Below are 16,268 nucleotides of genomic sequence, written 5' to 3' on the forward strand. Positions count from 1 at the left end.
TATGGCGGGCAACAGCGGTGGCCCCTGGGGGGGCGGAGGCTCCTCGGGTGGCGGAGGAAATCGGGGTAACAACGGGGACGGGCGCAAGCCCCCCGAAAGCGACGGCCCGCAGATTCCCGAGATCGACGAGCTGATGAAGAAGGGCCAGGAACAGCTGCGCGTCCTTATGGGCGGGCGCGGCGGCGGTGGCCGTGGTTCGAACGGCAAGGGTGGTGGTGGCGGTCCCATCTTCACCAAAGGCACTGTTGCCATTGGTCTGTTGGTCGCGGCTGGTCTTTGGGCGGCAGCAAGCTTTTATACGGTCAAGCCAGAAGAACAGTCTGTTGAGTTGTTTCTGGGCGAGTTCTCTGCCGTCGGTAACCCGGGTCTGAACTTTGCACCTTGGCCGCTTGTGACCGCCGAGGTCATTCCGGTGACCCGCGAACAGAACGAAGATATGGGCGGAGCGCGTGGCAGCGATGACGGTCTGATGCTGACCGGCGACGAAAACGTCGTCGACATCGATTATCAGGTTGTCTGGAACATCAACGACCCCGCCAAGTACCTGTTTAACTTGAGAGATCCTAAGCAGACCATTCAGGCCGTGTCGGAATCCGCCATGCGTGAGATCATTGCGCAATCAGAGCTGGCTCCGATCCTGAACCGGGATCGGGGTATTATTGCGGATCGCCTGCAGGAACTGATCCAGTCCACGATGGACAGCTATAACTCTGGTGTGAACATTGTGCGGGTGAACTTCGACAAGGCCGACCCACCGCAGGACGTGATTGCCGCGTTCCGCGACGTTCAGGCTGCCGCGCAGGAGCGGGATCGATTGCAGAATGTCGCTGACGCCTATGCCAACCGGGTTCTCGCCGAGGCGCGTGGTGAAGCTGCGCAAATCCTGGAAGAATCTGAAGGGTATCGTGCCCAGCAGATAAACAGCGCTCAGGGTGAGGCCAGCCGCTTTAGCGCGGTTCTTGAAGAATACTCCAAAGCGCCGGATGTCACCCGTAAGCGTCTCTATCTTGAGCGAATGGAGCAGGTTCTGGGCGACGTAGATAAGATCATTCTGGACCAGAACTCAGGCGGGCAGGGGCAGGGTGTCGTACCCTATCTGCCGCTTAACGAGCTGCGTCGTAGCCCTGCCGCGGAGAGCAACTGATGCGTAAATCACCTATTATTCTGATCCTTGTTTTCATCTTGGCGGTTGTGGGTCTGTCCTCGATCTTTATCGTGGACGAGCGCGAACGCGCGTTGGTTCTGCAATTTGGTCGCGTTGTTGCGGTCAAAGAAGAGCCTGGTCTCGCCTTCAAAATCCCGGTTATTCAAGAAGTAGTCCGATACGACGACCGTATCTTGTCCATCGACGTTCAGCCGCTTGAGGTTACGCCTTTGGATGATCGCCGTCTGGTGGTTGACGCGTTTGCACGCTACCGGATTTCAGACCTTGAACAGTTCCGTCAGGCGGTTGGTGTTGGCGGTATTCCGGTTGCCGAAGACCGTCTGGACCGGATCCTGCGCGCCGAAACTCGTGAGGTTCTGGGTTCGGTATCGTCTCGCGATATCCTCAGCTCGGATCGTGCCGCGTTGATGCTTCGTATCCGCAACAGCGCGATTGCCGAGGCGCAGGCGCTGGGCGTGAGCGTGATTGACGTTCGTTTGAAGGCCACTGACCTGCCGCAAGCCAACCTCGAAGCAACGTTTGATCGGATGAAAGCCGAACGGGAACGGGAAGCGACCGACGAACGTGCCCGCGGTAACGAGGCTGCGCAGCGTGTGCGCGCTCAAGCCGACCGGACCGTTGTGGAGCTGGTATCTGACGCGCGTCGCGAGGCCGAGATCATCCGCGGTGAAGCTGACGCTGAACGCAACGCGATCTTTGCCGAAGCTTACGGCGCGGACCCTGAGTTTTTTGAATTCTACCGCTCTCTGACAGCGTATGAGAATGCGCTGCAGGGCGGAAACAGCTCGTTGATAATGAGCCCGGATTCAGAGTTCTTCAACTACCTCAGCTCTCCAACCGGACGGCAAGCGCCGGCTGCGGTAGCCGAGTAATGGGCCTGATCCTTCTGGCCTTCGGGCTGGTATTGATAGTTGAGGGGCTGGCCTATGCGCTGGCCCCTTCGCTTATTGAGCGCATGTTAGAGGCGCTGCGCGCCCTGCCGGAACCAGCCCGGCGCCTGATGGGTTTGCTTTGTGTGGTCAGCGGTTTTGTTCTTTTGTGGGGCGCATATCAGTTGGGATTTTGATCTGGTGATGTCACGTGCTGGTGATTTCCGCCTGTTCCCGAGTTGCGGGCAGACCCAAACTGACTACATTGGGTAGAAATACCGGCATAACCGTCGGGATAGTTTGTCGACAAGGAGATCCCAAGTGCAGGCAAAAGCGCGCAGTGTGTCCGTCCGTTGGGACGATGTTAGTGTTATGATGCGGCTGATGTGGCTGGCCTTTGCCAGCATGCTGCTCGTTTTGGCACAGACGATGGCCGCGCATGCGCGGGGGGAAAGCCTGGCGCCGTTGGCGGAACAAATCAGCCCTGCGGTCGTGAACATCACTACCTCTACCTTGATAGAAGGGCAGACCGGTCCGCAGGGTATCGTCCCTGAAGGGTCACCATTCGAAGACTTCTTTCGAGATTTCCAAGACCGCAACGGCGATGACGAAAACCGTCCGCGCCGCAGCAATGCGCTGGGGTCCGGTTTCGTGATTTCCGAAGACGGTTATATCGTCACCAACAATCACGTCATCGCCGAAGCAGATGAAATCCTTGTTGAATTCTTCCCGGGCGACGGTCAGCCCAAAAAGGAACTACCCGCCGAAGTTATCGGTACTGACGAGAAAACCGACATCGCGCTTCTTAAGGTCGAGGCATCGGGGCCGTTGAAATACGTGACCTTCGGCGACAGTGACAACGCTCGGGTCGGAGATTGGGTCATCGCAATGGGCAACCCGTTGGGGCAAGGCTTTTCCGTTTCAGCCGGGATTGTTTCGGCCCGTAATCGGGCGCTTAGCGGATCCTATGATGACTACATTCAGACCGACGCAGCGATCAACCGCGGCAACTCGGGCGGGCCGCTGTTTGACATGGACGGGCAGGTCATCGGTGTGAACACCGCGATCTTGTCGCCCAACGGGGGCTCGATCGGTATCGGATTTTCAATGGCCTCCAATGTAGTGATCAAGGTCGTAGATCAACTGCGTGAGTTCGGAGAAACGCGCCGCGGTTGGCTCGGCGTCCGCATTCAGGACGTCACGGAAGATATGGCAGAGGCAATGGGGCTGGAGAAGCCCGGCGGCGCGTTGATCAGCGATGTACCCGAAGGACCGGCAAAAGAAGCCGGCCTTAAAGCGGGTGACGTGATCCTCAGCTTTGACGGTGTTGACGTCGAAGATACGCGTGGGTTGGTACGTCAGGTTGGCGAGACTACGGTGGGTAAATCCGTGCGGGTCGTTGTTCAGCGAGACGGCGGCACACAGACCATTCTGGTTACGCTGGGACGTCGTGAAGACGCTGAAAGCAGCGAAAGCGAAGAAGAAGAAACACCTGACGCTGAGGGTGGTGAAAACGCTGATATCCTGGGTCTGACCATTTCCCCGCTAACAGACAAATTCCGGGAAGATCTTGGTCTGGACGCTGATGCAGAAGGGCTGGTTGTCGCTGATGTGGATGAAGCATCCGAGGCTTATGCCAAAGGGCTACGTGCAGGCGACCTGATTACCGAAGCGGGTCAGCAAAAGGTCGAATCGATCGAAGATCTCGAAGGACGAATGGAGGAAGCGCGCGTAGCTGGGCGAAAATCCCTGTTGCTTTTGGTGCGTCGAGGCGGTGATCCGCGTTTTGTTGCGCTGAGCTTGGAAGAGTAAAGCAAGAGGCAGTTGGGCAATACCGAAAGGCGACCACTAAGATGGTTGTTAAGGAGGCTCATTTTGGGCCTCCTTTCTTTTAGACAACTGGGAATGGCTGAACGGCACAGAAGCGGCGCAGGTTGGACATATGCTTTCGCAATATGAAGTCGTTAATGAACACTTCATCCCGGAATTCTGAAAACAGAGAGTTCATCATTGCTTGCCGATGACAACGTAAGTCTGGTTTGTGACAATGGCTGAAAAGAAAATGAGCCATATGCCGTGCGGGCATATGGCTCAGATACAGGGAGAGGTCAGTGGACAGATATCGGGGATGATTCTCTGACCTCCTACGGTAACGAATCCAAACTAGCTCAGGACTTGTTCTTGGTATGTGAAGCAGTTCACACGCGGTCAGATCAGGTCGGAATCTGCCAATTCGCGTAGGGCGTCGAAATCCTGTATCAGCAAGCCACCCCTAGAGGCTTCAACGACATTGTCACGTTTCCATGTGGCAATTGTCTTGGACACGGCCTCACGTGTTGCTCCGACGAATTCAGCCAACTCGCTTTGCGACAATGTGATACGTTCAGTTGGGTCGTCCTGCAGGCCGGACAAATGCAGGAGTTTCCGAGCCAGCCGTATTGGCATCGGCAGAAAGACCTGCTCGTTGAGTTGCGATCCCATCCACCGCATCCTTAAACCGGCGAGGCGGACCATATCTACAGCCAGATCAGGGTGTCGGCGGATTTGGTTCATGACGTCGCTGCGACGGACACGCAGAACGCGCGAGGGCTCTGCGGCCGCGACGGTGGCTGTGCGAGGACCGCTGTCGAACAAAGCAATCTCGCCAAACACTTCGCCGGGACGCATCAACGTCAGCGTCAGCTTTCTGCCGCTCATCGCGAGAAACGAAACCTCGAGCGTGCCGTCCAAAATGGCGTACAACGCGTCGCCTTCGTCGTCTTGTTCGAATAGAATTTCGCCCTGAGCCAAAGAAATTTCGGATGCTTGATCGGCAAGCATTTCTCTCAGCCCGTCGGATGCTTCGGACAGGAATCCGCTGGTTGGGAAGGCCGTCATTCGGGCGCTGTTCTCCGGAATTGGATGGTGAGTGGTGAGTTAAGGTTTCACAGCTTGAAGGCTAAGCCAAGGTTTTTTGTCTGATTTTTGTTAATCTGCGGCCAATTGCTGATGCAATCCGCCGCTTAGGTCAGTTTTGGCTATTGGTGGTCGGGATCGTCCATGAAGTTTTGCAGCAAATTGAACTGCAACATCAGGAAAACCATCAATGCGATGGGGAACCCAAAAGTTTCGATCTTGACCCACAGATCAGTGGACAATGTTCTCCAGACCAATTCGTTTGCCACCGCTAATACGACGAAACAGGCGCAGAGGCGCCGGGTCAGGATCATCCAGCCTTCGTGGCGCATGGGCAGCATCTCGTCCAGCACGTAGGCCAGATAGGATTTCTTCTGTAGCAGACCGATACCCAGGATCAGCGCGAAAAACCCATAAACCAGCGTCGTCTTCATCTTGAAGAACCGCTCGTCGTTGAACCAGGCTGTGAGGCCGCCAAAGAAGATCACCATGAAAGCTGTGAAGATCTGCATTCGACTAAGCTTGCCAGTCAGGAACCAAAGAACACCCATCGCACCCAACATCAGCGGAACAAAGATAATTGTCGCAACGATAAAGCCAGAATACTCGGTATTGCCGAATTGAAAGCTGTCATCACGCAAGCGCAGGTAGATGAAGAAAAACGCCAAGGGTGGACCCAATTCCAGGGCCTGCTTCAGAAACGGATTGATTTCTCTTTTGTCGGTCATGCTATCGTCCTGCTACTTACCCGCCCATTTCAACTATTACAGCGCCGAGTGCAATCAATGCCATCAGCGCAATACGCCTTGGACCGACGGTTTCTTTCAAAACGAGCCACCCGATCAAGGCTGCGAACACCGTTGACGTCTCGCGCAGCACAGCCGCTTCTCCGACCTTGTCCAGACGCGTGGCCAACATGATCGCCCCGAAAGACAGCGGAGCAATGATGCCCCCTGCGAGACCGCGCAACATCAGCGGTCCGATGGTAGGGCGATGGATCATGGCGCGCCACCTGAAGAACGCATAGATCGGCATAGCTGCCCCATCTATCATGAAAAACCAGGCCAGGAAGGTGAACGGATCAGCCGTGGCGCGGATGCCGTAAGCATCATAGGTGGTGTAAATCGCAACGAACAAACCCGTGGCCAGTGCTAATGCCAGCGCGACACCCAGTGTGTCGCGGTCGGTTTCCAGGAAGCGAAGGTTATAGGCGGCCAAGCCAAATATGCCGGCCAACAAGACAGCAACGCCGAACCATTGCAGACCGGTGAAGACTTCTCCGAACAACAAATAGGCGCCAATAACCGTGAAGAGCGGGCCGGTTCCGCGGACGACCGGATAGACGACGGTATAGGAGCCCTTGGTATAGGCCATGGCCTGAAGCGTTTTGTACGCAATGTGGATCAGCCAAACCATTGCAAAGATCGGCCACATATAAGGTTCCGGCCATGGCACCACAAAGAAAGCAAAAGGCGCGGCCATCAGGCAATAGCAGGCATCGATTGCACCACGTGACAGCCATGGGTCGTGACGACCCTTTTGCAGCGCACCAAATACGGCATGCAGGAAGGCTGCCATCAGGGCGAGGCCGAGGGCAAGTTGGTGACCTGCCTCGGTACCCTCCAGAGAAATCAGCCAGTCGCTCAAGCCTCGGGGCTTTCGCTGGCGCAGAGGCTGGGGGGCTGTCTGCCCCCCAGACCCCCCGAGGATATTTGAAGCCAGATGAAGATGTGGATCAGCTCTGTTCCAGGCCCGTCAAGGCGGCGGCGAATTCCTCTGGGTCAAATGGGGCCAGGTCGTCGATCTGCTCGCCCACGCCGATGGCATGGATCGGCAGGCCGAACTTGTCAGCCAGCGCCACCAGCACGCCACCCTTGGCCGTGCCATCCAGCTTGGTCATCACGAGGCCCGAGACATCGGCCAGATTGCGGAAAGTTTCGACCTGGTTCAGCGCGTTCTGACCGGTGGTTGCATCCAGTACAAGCAGGGTGTTGTGCGGGGCGGTATCGTCGACTTTACGAATGACGCGGACAATCTTGGCCAGTTCTTCCATCAGGTCGGCGCGGTTTTGTAAACGGCCGGCGGTGTCGATCATAAGCAGATCAGCGCCATCTTCCTGCGCTTTGCTCAGGGCATCAAAGGCAAGCGATGCCGGGTCAGAGCCTTCGGGCGCTGTCAGAACCGGAACGCCAGCGCGATCGCCCCAAACTTGCAACTGTTCGACTGCCGCTGCGCGGAATGTGTCGCCGGCGGCAATGACCACCTTCTTGCCAGCCGATTTAAATTGGCTGGCCAGCTTACCGATCGTGGTGGTCTTGCCTGAGCCGTTAACGCCGACGATCAGAACCACTTGTGGGCGTTTAGGGTAAATCGGCAGAGGTTTCGCGACCGGTTCCATGACACGGATGACTTCCTGCGCCAGCAACTGCTTGATTTCACGCGTTGAAAGTTTGCGGCCAAAGCGACCCTCGGCCATGTTGGCGGTGACACGCAGGGCGGTATCGACGCCCATGTCAGATGCGATCAGCAGCTCTTCGAGTTGCTCGAGCATGTCATCGTCCAGTGTGCGTCGAACTTCGGTGGGGGTGTCGCTGCGAGCAAACAGGCGACCCAGTACTCCCTTGGAACTCGGCACTTCGGGCGGTGGCGTTGCAGGTGTGGGGTCCGCTGGGATTGGAGAGGGCGTTTCAGCCGGCTGCGGGACCGGCGCGGGTTCAGGGATCTCGGGGACGGGGTGCGGTTCGGGTTCGGGTTCCGGGATAACCGGATCCGGGGTTGTGGTTTCCTCGCCGCCATCCTCGACAATCGCGTCGAGCCCTTCTTCAAGGCGCGATGAGGATTTGAACAGCTTGTCCTTCAGCTTTGAGAAAAACGCCATCTTTGGTCTCCACAGGTGTGCCCCTCACCTAATGCGGATTGACGGCAGTTGCAAAGGGTCACGAAAAGGCGATCAGAAAGCCAGCTTGTGCACCCCAGTAAAGCGGCCAGACCATATAGGGCGTAAGCTTGAGCGCCGGATGATCTTCGGGCAGAAGGAATTTCTCGGTCGCCAGGATCAAATCCGATGCAATGAAGGCTATGGCAGCAGGTAAGGCCCATCGTAGCGCGCCGGTTTCGGGCAGGGCCAGAACCGTTACACCCATCCCGAGGATGATCGGGATGTAGGCCAATACCGGACCTTTTAGATCCCCCGCACGCGGTGCGAGCAGTGTCGCCATTACAATCCCAAGAATGATCAGGGACCAGAAGACTGCGGGTGATGCCAGGATTAGTGCAGGATCGCTTGCAGGGAGCGTCAGGAACAAAGCGATATAGGTCAGATGCCCGGCGGCGAACGCTGCGATCCCGGCCATGAAGGTTGTCTCTGTCTCTCGCGATAGCAAGGCGTCGCCCACGGAACACAAAGCCAAAGCAAGGACCAGCATCCAAGGGGTGGACAGCATCAGCGCGACTAATGCCAGTATGGCAACCGACGACGTTTTCAAAACGGTGCGAATGGGGCTCGCGGCGCGTGCTGTAAGGGCCAGATAGGCCAAGGCGCATCCGAAGGCGGCCCAGAATAGGATTGTCGTCATGTCAGGTCCCGATCAAATACTGTTCTTAGCCATGTCACTTCGGTTCCAGATTGGGCGCAAGCAGTGACGTTGAGGCAGTCAGTTGTGCGCGCCACGATGTCAAAGCTTGTATGGCGCGGGCGCACCGCATCTGACAAAATGCAGGCATGTTGAGATGTCTGATGATTCCGTTGGTGTTTTTGGGCAATGCAGCCGCAGCGCAGCCCCCGTTGTCCGGCTCAGAATTTGATAACTATACGCGCGGTAAGACGCTGTACTATGGCAATGATGGCCAAGTTTATGGGGTTGAGCGGTATTTGCCCAATCAGCGCGTTATCTGGTCCTTCCTTGACGGCAAGTGCCGCGAAGGCATCTGGTATCAACAAGGTGAGCAAATCTGCTTTATCTATGAGGATCGTCTGGACCCTCAGTGTTGGGTGTTTACGCAGTCAGGCGGCGGCTTGATCGCCCAGTTTGAAGGCGACCCGGAGGCAACCGAACTGTACGAAGCGGATGACATAGGCGAAGAAATGATCTGTTACGGGCCTGAGGTTGGGGTCTGAAACCGGATCAAGTCACCTTCAGGTCGTCATAGCTGATCATGACATGTTCGTGGAATGCGCTTCGTTGGCTCAGTTCGTCGTAATAGCGGCGGATATTTTTCAGAGATGCTCTTGGAATTTCAATATCGTAGTAGCGGAAAAGTATGTGGCCAAGTTGAATGTCAGCCAGTGTCAGGTCGGGCCCGGAGATGAACTGGCTCTGCATCAGTTTCGAATCCGCGATTTTCAGTTTGCTTTCGAGCGCGTTGACAGCAGCTAAAATGGCACTTTCGTCCCGTGCCGACTGAGCCGTTCGAACGATGCGCCAGAACACTGGAACTGTGAACGCCATCGCGACATTGATCTTTGCCCATTCAGCCCATTTGTCCACCTCGGCCCGCTGAACAGGGTCCTTTGGCCAGAACGTATCGTCCCCGTATCGGGCGGCAAGGTAGCGCAGGATCGCACCGGTTTCCCAAATCGGTGGGGTGTCGCCGTCCTGCAAAACCGGAATGGTCTGGTTTGGGTTCAAGTGTTTGAACGGTTCGGTGTCCAAGCCACCAAATTGATGTCCTAAATCATGGCGTCGATATGCAAGGCCAAGTTCACCAACACACCACATCAGGGCCTGAACATTCGATGATGTTTTGCGGCCCCAGATGGTCAGCATGGCTTAGAACAACGACCCTTGGTCAGGGGTGTCCTGTTTGGTTTTCCTGGCGGGCGTTTTGCCAGTCGCGCCGGTTTTCAAACGACCATCGGAGAATTCGATTTCCAGAACCGAATGCTCTGCGGCTTGTGACCTGGTTGTCATCACCTCGCCGTTGGCATGGACAACAGCGTAGCCGCGCTCCAGCGTTGCTTTGTAGCTGAGTGTTTCGCGCAGGCGGTCCGTTGCCTCAAGCCGCTGGCGCAATCGGTCCAGTCGCGTGGTTTGTGCGATGTTGAGCCGTTCGGTCAATCGGGACAAAGTCTCGCTACGGGCTTCGAGTTCACGTTGGATCGGGCGTAAAGACAGGCGTGACGACAGGTTGCGCCAGCGGTCGCGCCGTGTTTCCACCAGTCCGCGCAATGTCGAAGGGCGCAGGTGCGCGGACGCATCCAGCAGTTTGACTCGGCGGTTCTGTACGCCACGGATGAGCGCATTGGGGAGCCGTTCTGACACCTGATCCAGCCGCTGACGCGGCGTGCCCAGCAGCGTCTCGGCCCGCGGAAGGGCGCGAGACAGATCGCGCAAACGCTGGGCCCGGCGTTGGACCGCATCGGTGGCTGCCCGCGACAGGCGAGCGCCTTGTTCGCCGGTCCAGGCTAGCAACTCAATGCGCACTGGCACCGCCAGTTCGGCCGCCGCCGTGGGCGTGGGTGCGCGGCGGTCCGAAACAAAATCGATCAGCGTTGTATCGGTCTCATGTCCAACCGCCGAGATCAACGGGATGTCCGACGCTGCCGTAGCACGGGCCACCGCTTCTTCATTGAATCCCCAGAGATCTTCGATTGATCCGCCGCCACGTGCAACAATGATCAGGTCGGGACGTGGAAGCGCCCCGCCGGATGTAAACTGGTTGAACCCAGTTATTGCGTTCGCGACTTCGGGTGCACAGTTTGAACCCTGAACGGCCACTGGCCAGATCAACACCTTACGGGGAAAACGATCTCGTAGGCGGTGCAGGATATCCCGGATCACAGCGCCTGATGGAGAAGTCACAACGCCTATGACTTGCGGCAAATAGGGCAGGGGCTTTTTGCGTTCCGGCGCAAACAAACCTTCGGCCTCAAGCTGTTTTTTGCGCTTTTCCAACAAGGCCATCAACGCGCCTTGCCCGGCGACTGCAACTTCGTCGACATTCAGGTTGTATTTCGACTGCGCCCCAAATGCGGTCAGACGACCGGTTACTACAACTTCCAGCCCTTCTTCGGGAACAACAGACAGGCCGGAAACTTGCCCTTTCCAAGTGGTGCAGGCCAGAACGTTCCGATCATCTTTGACGTCGTAATACAGATGCCCGGACCGCGCTTTGAACACGCGCCCAACCTCGCCCCGCACGCGGATCCGCCCGAACGAGCCTTCGAGCGTACGTTTCACCTCGCCCGAGATTTCCGAGACGGTGTATTCGGGTGTGTTTTGGCCCGGAACCGGGTCGTCAAGCAGGTCGGACATTTCAGCGCCTTGTGTCAAATGCGTGCCCAGCTTAGAACGCCCGGAAGGCAAGGCCAAGCAGATCGGAGCGCATTCATGAATATCCTCATTCTCGGCAGTGGTGGGCGCGAGCACAGCCTGGCCTGGGCCGTGTTGCAAAACCCTAAATGTGACCGCCTCATCGTGGCGCCGGGCAATGCCGGGATCGCCCAGATTGCCGATTGCGCGGCGCTGGATATCGAAAACGGCGGTGCGGTGGTCAGCTTTGCGGAAGAAAACGCGATTGATTTTGTCATTGTAGGCCCCGAGGCGCCATTGGCTGCGGGTGTTGCAGATCGTCTGCGTGAAGCCGGGGTGTTGGTTTTCGGACCCTCGGCGGAAGCGGCGCAATTGGAGGCTTCAAAGAGCTTTACCAAGGAAGTCTGTGATGCGTCGGGGGCACCGACAGCGGCGTATGCGCGATTTACCGAAGCTGGGCCTGCTAAAGCCTATATTCGCGAACAGGGCGCGCCGATTGTCGTCAAAGCCGATGGTCTGGCTGCAGGCAAGGGCGTGATCGTGGCGATGGAGGAACAGGACGCTCTGGACGCGATAGACGACATGTTCGGAGGGGCTTTTGGCGGTGCCGGGGCTGAGATTGTGATCGAAGAGTTCATGGACGGCGAAGAGGCGTCGTTGTTTGTGCTCTGCGATGGCGAGGAGATTCTTTCGATCGGAACCGCTCAGGACCACAAACGCGTCGGTGAAGGTGACACCGGACCGAACACCGGCGGCATGGGCGCCTATTCCCCCGCGCCGGTATTGAGTGCTGATATCGAGGCGCGCGCGATGGAAGAAATCATCCGGCCCACCATGCAGGAAATGAAGCGCCGGGGTATGCCGTTTCAGGGTGTCCTGTACGCGGGATTGATGATCAGGGACGGCCGGCCCCGTTTGGTGGAGTACAACGTTCGTTTTGGTGACCCGGAGTGTCAGGTTTTGATGATGCGCTTGGGGGCGCAGGCGATGGATCTGATGCATGCGGCAGCTGAGGGACGGTTAGGCGAAACGCAGGTCAACTGGGCGGATGATTATGCAATGACGGTGGTCATGGCTGCCAACGGGTATCCGGGATCCTATGAAAAAGGGACTTTTATCAAAGGTCTGGATTGTGTTCCTGAAGACAGCAGAAACATGGTTTTCCATGCAGGGACAAAGTCTGTTGATGGTCAGATCACCGCCTCAGGCGGGCGCGTGCTGAACGTTACCGCACGTGGTGAGACCTTGAAGCAAGCACGCGACCGGGCTTACGCGATGGTTGACGGGATCGATTGGCCGGACGGGTTTTACCGGCGCGACATTGGCTGGCGAGCGCTTTGATCAAAAAGCTCCCGTGCCCTTGCGCCGCATCTAAGATGCGTCTCAGCAGGCCTTGGGCCGGGCAGCCCGCTGTCGCGGGCTGCGGCAATACTATTATAAACAGGCCATGTGCTGATCCATAGCTGCGGGCGAAAACGGGCCGAGGTGGTTTTTCACCCAGCCGTTCGCGTAGCGCACACTGAAAATGTTGCGCCAATCTGCACTGGCCACAATGAGTTCCGGACCTGATCTGCATTCCCGGATGCCACCGCTGATGAAGTCTTCCCCGATCCGATGATTGGTGAGGCCGGGCAGGGTGGCGATTTCGGTCAATTGCCCGTTTCCAAAGCGCCAGATTCGCAAGGTCTTAGCCAGATGAGGGCGGTCGATATAGGCGACTTCAATATGACCATCACGGTCCAGATCCGCCGCGCCGATCGGGGCGAGCCAGCGAAAGCGTGTGCCAATATGCGGGGTGGCGGCAATCTTCTGCCCCGAGGCGTCATAAATCGCCAGCTGAGCGCCTTTTTGAGCTTGAGATTCCACGACGACTACTTCGAACTTGCCATCGGAATCTACGTCCATGAGACGTGGAGAGAGATCTTCGAATACACGATCTTCTGGAAGGCGGATGGTCAGGACCGAATGATCTTGGGCAGCATCAGTTGCCTGTGCCTGTTTTGACCGTTCGGTCTGGACCGTGATTTCCAGCGTGCCGTATTCAATATTATCACCCAACACACCATGTGCGTATCGGGTGGTCGGTTCTGTGAAGCGTGCGGATATGATCGTGTCAGCGGCTGACGTTGGCCCTATTGTTAACAACCACACGCTTGACGCCAGCAGTGCGCCGCGAGCCCGGCCCAGCCACCGGCGAGCGCGCGTGTGCGGCGCTTCAAGATGCATCAGATCTGTTTTTCGGGCATCTGCACAACCAGACCGTCCAGCGCATCCGTGACCTTGATCTGGCAGGTCAGGCGCGACCGGGCCGGGTCCGGCTCATAAGCAAAGTCCAGCATGTCTTCTTCCATGTCATCTTTGTCGGGAATTTTCTCGACCCAGTCTGGGTGGATATAAACGTGGCAGGTCGAGCAGGCACAGGCGCCGCCGCAATCGGCTTCGATGCCGGGGATGTTGTTGTCACGGGCCCCTTCCATGACGGTCAGTCCGCTGGCGACTTCGACTGTGTGTTCGGTACCGCCATGCTCGACATAGGTGATCTTTGCCATTGCGTGCGTCTTCCTTCTGCGATGTTCGAACTCTTCCTTAGTCAAGGCATTTAGGTCTTTCCAGTCTCATTTGCGACTCATCTCGCCGGGTCTGGACTTTCCTTCTGTTTGTTCCGCATTTGTTCTTTTCTCATCGTCCCGTTTCGCGCGTTTCCCGAAATCGCGGCCTGCCTATTGGTTGGGCGCACGTCCAAAGGGGCTTTTGCAAATGCCGCGGTTGGTGTGCGACCTACGAACCTTTCCCCTGCGCGCTATTGGCGCGCGTTTCGCAGATCGTGAATTTGCGCCAATGCTGCTTCGATCTTCAGCAGGATCAACGCCTCACCAATTTCCGACGAAGCAAGGTCCGGCCGGCCGTCAAATCCCGTATACCAACCCGGCGGAATTGGCAGAGGAGTGCGGTTTGCTTCATCCGGTTTAACGAAAAGAATCTCAGACGTGTCACGAAGCCCCGCATGGGTTCCGATCTGTTCTTTGTCGAATCCCAAGTTTTCGAGATACGCGATTTGACCGTTCCTGTCGTAATAGTCGGAGATGTGACGCACAACGACGCCAGCAGAAGCAAGTTCAAGGGTCATTGTGTCGGCAACACGGGATTGAGGGGCCTGATTTCCGCCGCTATCTCCGATGAGGAGAATTTCATTAAACCCGTGCACAGCAAAGCTCCGAACCGAAGCTTCAAGCAGTTGTTCAAAAACAGGTTCTGGCACAGAAATGGTTCCGGGCCATTTCATATGACCAGTCGGTTCTGCGCCGACATCACCTTGCGGCACATAGGGTATCACAGGCGCGATCAGTGTATTTCCTAACCTGTCGGCAATTTTCTTACTGGTATGCGCTACAACAAAGTTGTGCCTACCAAGAACGGTGTGAGGCCCATTCTGTTCTGTGCCGCCGGTCGGGATAATGACCGTTTTATACCCTGCTTCCAGCGCGGCGTGGACTTCTGGCCACGTCATTTCTTCCACGAACAAGCGATTGGATTGGAATGTCGAGGATGCAACCCGAAAGTAGTTCAAGCTTGCGAAGGCCAATGCCGCAAATACCAAAAGCGAGATGTTTCTGGTAGACAACGACCGACGCATGCAAAACCCTTCTGATCCTGTTTTGTGAAATAGCACTAGCCGGTCATCATTCTTTGTGCCAGTCATCATCAGCCGAGACCAGTTGCGCCCGTGTTGTCATACGGCAAAATACATGTCGGGTGAAACGTGCATGCGCGGTGATCCAAGTGACGTTGGAAGAAACCGAGAATATTCGGCCCGATCCAGACGTTTTGTTCGGTGCAGAAAGGGATGCGAGGCTTGCTAGGCCGGTGGTCAATGTAGCTCTCGAAGAATTCTCTGATAGGTTTCAGCTGGTGATTCCACATGTTGGGGTGACGCTGTCCAGTGTCGATCGATTTCCAGTTTTCCCACTTTAAGAATCTGCTCTGCGACTTCGGGCGGGGTGGTGCGATCGATGGATCCAGACGCCCAATCGTGAAGGGCGGTTGAATATCGCACGACAGCGCCGCTGCTTGGCAGAACAACCGATCCGCCTTCAGCGAAGAACTTCAGGCCATCGCCCATCTCTTCCCCTACAAGAATTAGATTGCGTCCTAAACGATGCTTTAGAATAGCCACAAAAACAATTGCGGCAGAAAATGTGAATTTGTCGACAAGGACCGCGCAACGGCGCTTGTTCGAGCTTTCTGCGATTGCATCAATTAAAGGCAGGGTTTTCAGGAAATCTCCCCCAGTGTTTCCCCTGACGTCGATTAGCAGAGGTACGGCTGCATAGCTTCGTAGTTGAGCTGCTGCTTTCGCGATTGATCTGGATAGTCGGTTATCGTCTGTTTCCAGAAAACTGGGTAGGCACACAGAGAGCCCGATCCCGGGCCATACCGCGATATCGGCGAGGGTTTTGAAATCCCACACCGGATCCATCTGTCCATGCTCATTTCTCGGATACAATTGCGACGCAGGAACAATGTTCGAGTTGTCCACGACCATAGTATCGGCTTGCCCTTCCGCGTCTTGCATTAGGTAACTTGTTGTATCGCCCGCCGAAGCAGCCCCCAAATGAGACAGGGCCAGTGGCCACGAAAGCAAGATAGGGCCAACTACGCGTTTCCTTTGCGGCGTCCCGGCAAGATAACTTTGCGCGACCGCTTCAACCTGTTCGACCGGAATGCCATTGACGGCAATCAGCTTTCTGATTGGGCTGTTGCTGGGAACCGCCCCAGATTTCGTCAGGAATACAGATTTCCCGACGGTCACGAACCGAAGCGGCAGCACCGAGATCGCATCATTTGGGATCAGGCGCGTGTGTCCATTCGCCGGTAGTGCCAGTAGACGCATTGCTGAAAGCAAGAACTCGCCTTCTTTCTCGGCCAACGCGTCCCGTCGCACGTCCCGGATACAGGCTTCGACAATACCTGGTTCGACCGCTTGAAAGCTGGGGTCGATTCGGACGACCACGTCCAGAATTTGTTCAAGGTCTTCAACCAACGACACGGTTCAGACTTAAAGCAACGAAGAAACGGATGTCCATCATG

At 56.5% G+C, this 16,268-nt stretch carries 17 protein-coding genes; 6 read left to right on the forward strand and 11 right to left on the reverse strand.

Annotation, left to right across the window (positions count from 1 at the left end; translation table 11 throughout):
- Position 1 precedes the first annotated feature (1 nt).
- The 4 genes from hflK to Q1B13_RS05740 all read left to right on the forward strand — a co-directional run bounded on the left by hflK (position 2) and on the right by Q1B13_RS05740 (position 3,846).
- Entirely contained in the window at positions 2-1,144 is a 1,143-nt protein-coding gene (gene hflK, locus Q1B13_RS05725) for an FtsH protease activity modulator HflK (RefSeq protein WP_298932629.1), read from the forward strand.
- Positions 1,144-2,037, forward strand: a complete 894-nt coding sequence (gene hflC / locus Q1B13_RS05730) for a protease modulator HflC (protein WP_299078253.1) — start codon at positions 1,144-1,146, stop codon at positions 2,035-2,037. Before hflK ends, hflC begins: the two co-directional genes overlap by 1 nt.
- Positions 2,037-2,231: a DUF2065 domain-containing protein gene (locus Q1B13_RS05735; protein WP_120635092.1), complete on the forward strand. Its 195-nt coding sequence runs from the start codon at positions 2,037-2,039 to the stop codon at positions 2,229-2,231. The genes hflC and Q1B13_RS05735 overlap by 1 nt, the downstream gene beginning before the upstream one ends.
- Positions 2,232-2,355: 124 nt before the next feature.
- Positions 2,356-3,846, forward strand: coding sequence for a Do family serine endopeptidase (locus tag Q1B13_RS05740; protein WP_299078256.1), 1,491 nt, complete (start codon positions 2,356-2,358; stop codon positions 3,844-3,846).
- A gap of 396 nt (positions 3,847-4,242) precedes the next feature.
- Here the strand turns inward: Q1B13_RS05740 and Q1B13_RS05745 are convergent, their stop codons facing one another.
- The 5 genes from Q1B13_RS05745 to Q1B13_RS05765 form a co-directional block, all read right to left on the reverse strand.
- Positions 4,243-4,911 (reverse strand): Crp/Fnr family transcriptional regulator, encoded by a 669-nt coding sequence (locus Q1B13_RS05745; RefSeq protein WP_298932623.1) that lies wholly within the window; start codon positions 4,909-4,911, stop codon positions 4,243-4,245.
- 140 nt (positions 4,912-5,051) lie between these two features.
- Positions 5,052-5,657: an inner membrane-spanning protein YciB gene (locus Q1B13_RS05750; RefSeq protein ID WP_298932622.1), complete on the reverse strand. Its 606-nt coding sequence runs from the start codon at positions 5,655-5,657 to the stop codon at positions 5,052-5,054.
- Positions 5,658-5,673: 16 nt separating this feature from the next.
- Positions 5,674-6,576 carry an EamA family transporter gene (locus Q1B13_RS05755; RefSeq protein WP_299078259.1) on the reverse strand — a complete coding sequence of 301 codons (903 nt, stop codon included), beginning with the start codon at positions 6,574-6,576 and terminating at the stop codon, positions 5,674-5,676.
- 88 nt (positions 6,577-6,664) lie between these two features.
- Entirely contained in the window at positions 6,665-7,807 is a 1,143-nt protein-coding gene (gene ftsY, locus Q1B13_RS05760; RefSeq protein WP_299078261.1) for a signal recognition particle-docking protein FtsY, read from the reverse strand.
- A 58-nt stretch (positions 7,808-7,865) separates the two neighbouring features.
- Positions 7,866-8,504 carry a lysoplasmalogenase gene (locus Q1B13_RS05765; RefSeq protein WP_299078263.1) on the reverse strand — a complete coding sequence of 213 codons (639 nt, stop codon included), beginning with the start codon at positions 8,502-8,504 and terminating at the stop codon, positions 7,866-7,868.
- A 161-nt stretch (positions 8,505-8,665) separates the two neighbouring features.
- Here Q1B13_RS05765 and Q1B13_RS05770 point away from each other — a divergent pair, with 161 nt between their 5' ends.
- Complete coding sequence (locus Q1B13_RS05770; protein ID WP_299078265.1) at positions 8,666-9,046, forward strand: hypothetical protein; 381 nt, start codon at positions 8,666-8,668, stop codon at positions 9,044-9,046.
- Positions 9,047-9,053: 7 nt separating this feature from the next.
- Here Q1B13_RS05770 and Q1B13_RS05775 read toward each other — a convergent pair whose 3' ends face one another.
- Together Q1B13_RS05775 and xseA are read right to left on the reverse strand one after the other, a co-directional pair.
- Positions 9,054-9,695 carry a glutathione S-transferase family protein gene (locus Q1B13_RS05775; protein WP_299078267.1) on the reverse strand — a complete coding sequence of 214 codons (642 nt, stop codon included), beginning with the start codon at positions 9,693-9,695 and terminating at the stop codon, positions 9,054-9,056.
- A gap of 3 nt (positions 9,696-9,698) precedes the next feature.
- Positions 9,699-11,183, reverse strand: coding sequence for an exodeoxyribonuclease VII large subunit (xseA, locus tag Q1B13_RS05780; protein ID WP_299078269.1), 1,485 nt, complete (start codon positions 11,181-11,183; stop codon positions 9,699-9,701).
- Between the two features lie 75 nt (positions 11,184-11,258).
- Between xseA and purD the strand changes: the two genes are divergently transcribed.
- Positions 11,259-12,521, forward strand: coding sequence for a phosphoribosylamine--glycine ligase (purD, locus tag Q1B13_RS05785; protein WP_299078270.1), 1,263 nt, complete (start codon positions 11,259-11,261; stop codon positions 12,519-12,521).
- Positions 12,522-12,614: 93 nt separating this feature from the next.
- Here the strand turns inward: purD and Q1B13_RS05790 are convergent, their stop codons facing one another.
- The 4 genes from Q1B13_RS05790 to Q1B13_RS05805 all read right to left on the reverse strand — a co-directional run bounded on the left by Q1B13_RS05790 (position 12,615) and on the right by Q1B13_RS05805 (position 16,227).
- Positions 12,615-13,241: an FG-GAP repeat domain-containing protein gene (locus Q1B13_RS05790; protein ID WP_367180699.1), complete on the reverse strand. Its 627-nt coding sequence runs from the start codon at positions 13,239-13,241 to the stop codon at positions 12,615-12,617.
- 164 nt (positions 13,242-13,405) lie between these two features.
- A complete protein-coding gene (locus tag Q1B13_RS05795) occupies positions 13,406-13,729 on the reverse strand; it encodes a 2Fe-2S iron-sulfur cluster-binding protein (RefSeq protein WP_298932607.1) in 324 nt (107 codons plus the stop codon).
- A 251-nt stretch (positions 13,730-13,980) separates the two neighbouring features.
- Positions 13,981-14,814 (reverse strand): creatininase family protein, encoded by an 834-nt coding sequence (locus Q1B13_RS05800; protein WP_299078274.1) that lies wholly within the window; start codon positions 14,812-14,814, stop codon positions 13,981-13,983.
- A 234-nt stretch (positions 14,815-15,048) separates the two neighbouring features.
- Positions 15,049-16,227, reverse strand: a complete 1,179-nt coding sequence (locus tag Q1B13_RS05805) for a peptidase S41 (protein WP_299078277.1) — start codon at positions 16,225-16,227, stop codon at positions 15,049-15,051.
- Positions 16,228-16,268: the final 41 nt, after the last annotated feature.

It is taken from the genome of uncultured Ruegeria sp. (assembly GCF_947489545.1).
GTDB lineage: Bacteria > Pseudomonadota > Alphaproteobacteria > Rhodobacterales > Rhodobacteraceae > Ruegeria.

Coding starts and splice junctions, on each gene's coding strand:
- Q1B13_RS05795 (WP_298932607.1), bottom strand. CDS start 13,729: ATGGCAAAGATCACCTATGTCGAGCATGGCGGTACCGAACACACAGTC.
- Q1B13_RS05800 (WP_299078274.1), bottom strand. CDS start 14,814: ATGCGTCGGTCGTTGTCTACCAGAAACATCTCGCTTTTGGTATTTGCG.
- hflK (WP_298932629.1), top strand. CDS start 2: ATGGCGGGCAACAGCGGTGGCCCCTGGGGGGGCGGAGGCTCCTCGGGT.
- Q1B13_RS05765 (WP_299078263.1), bottom strand. CDS start 8,504: ATGACGACAATCCTATTCTGGGCCGCCTTCGGATGCGCCTTGGCCTAT.
- ftsY (WP_299078261.1), bottom strand. CDS start 7,807: ATGGCGTTTTTCTCAAAGCTGAAGGACAAGCTGTTCAAATCCTCATCG.
- Q1B13_RS05775 (WP_299078267.1), bottom strand. CDS start 9,695: ATGCTGACCATCTGGGGCCGCAAAACATCATCGAATGTTCAGGCCCTG.
- hflC (WP_299078253.1), top strand. CDS start 1,144: ATGCGTAAATCACCTATTATTCTGATCCTTGTTTTCATCTTGGCGGTT.
- Q1B13_RS05735 (WP_120635092.1), top strand. CDS start 2,037: ATGGGCCTGATCCTTCTGGCCTTCGGGCTGGTATTGATAGTTGAGGGG.
- Q1B13_RS05770 (WP_299078265.1), top strand. CDS start 8,666: ATGATTCCGTTGGTGTTTTTGGGCAATGCAGCCGCAGCGCAGCCCCCG.
- Q1B13_RS05745 (WP_298932623.1), bottom strand. CDS start 4,911: ATGACGGCCTTCCCAACCAGCGGATTCCTGTCCGAAGCATCCGACGGG.
- purD (WP_299078270.1), top strand. CDS start 11,259: ATGAATATCCTCATTCTCGGCAGTGGTGGGCGCGAGCACAGCCTGGCC.
- Q1B13_RS05750 (WP_298932622.1), bottom strand. CDS start 5,657: ATGACCGACAAAAGAGAAATCAATCCGTTTCTGAAGCAGGCCCTGGAA.
- xseA (WP_299078269.1), bottom strand. CDS start 11,183: ATGTCCGACCTGCTTGACGACCCGGTTCCGGGCCAAAACACACCCGAA.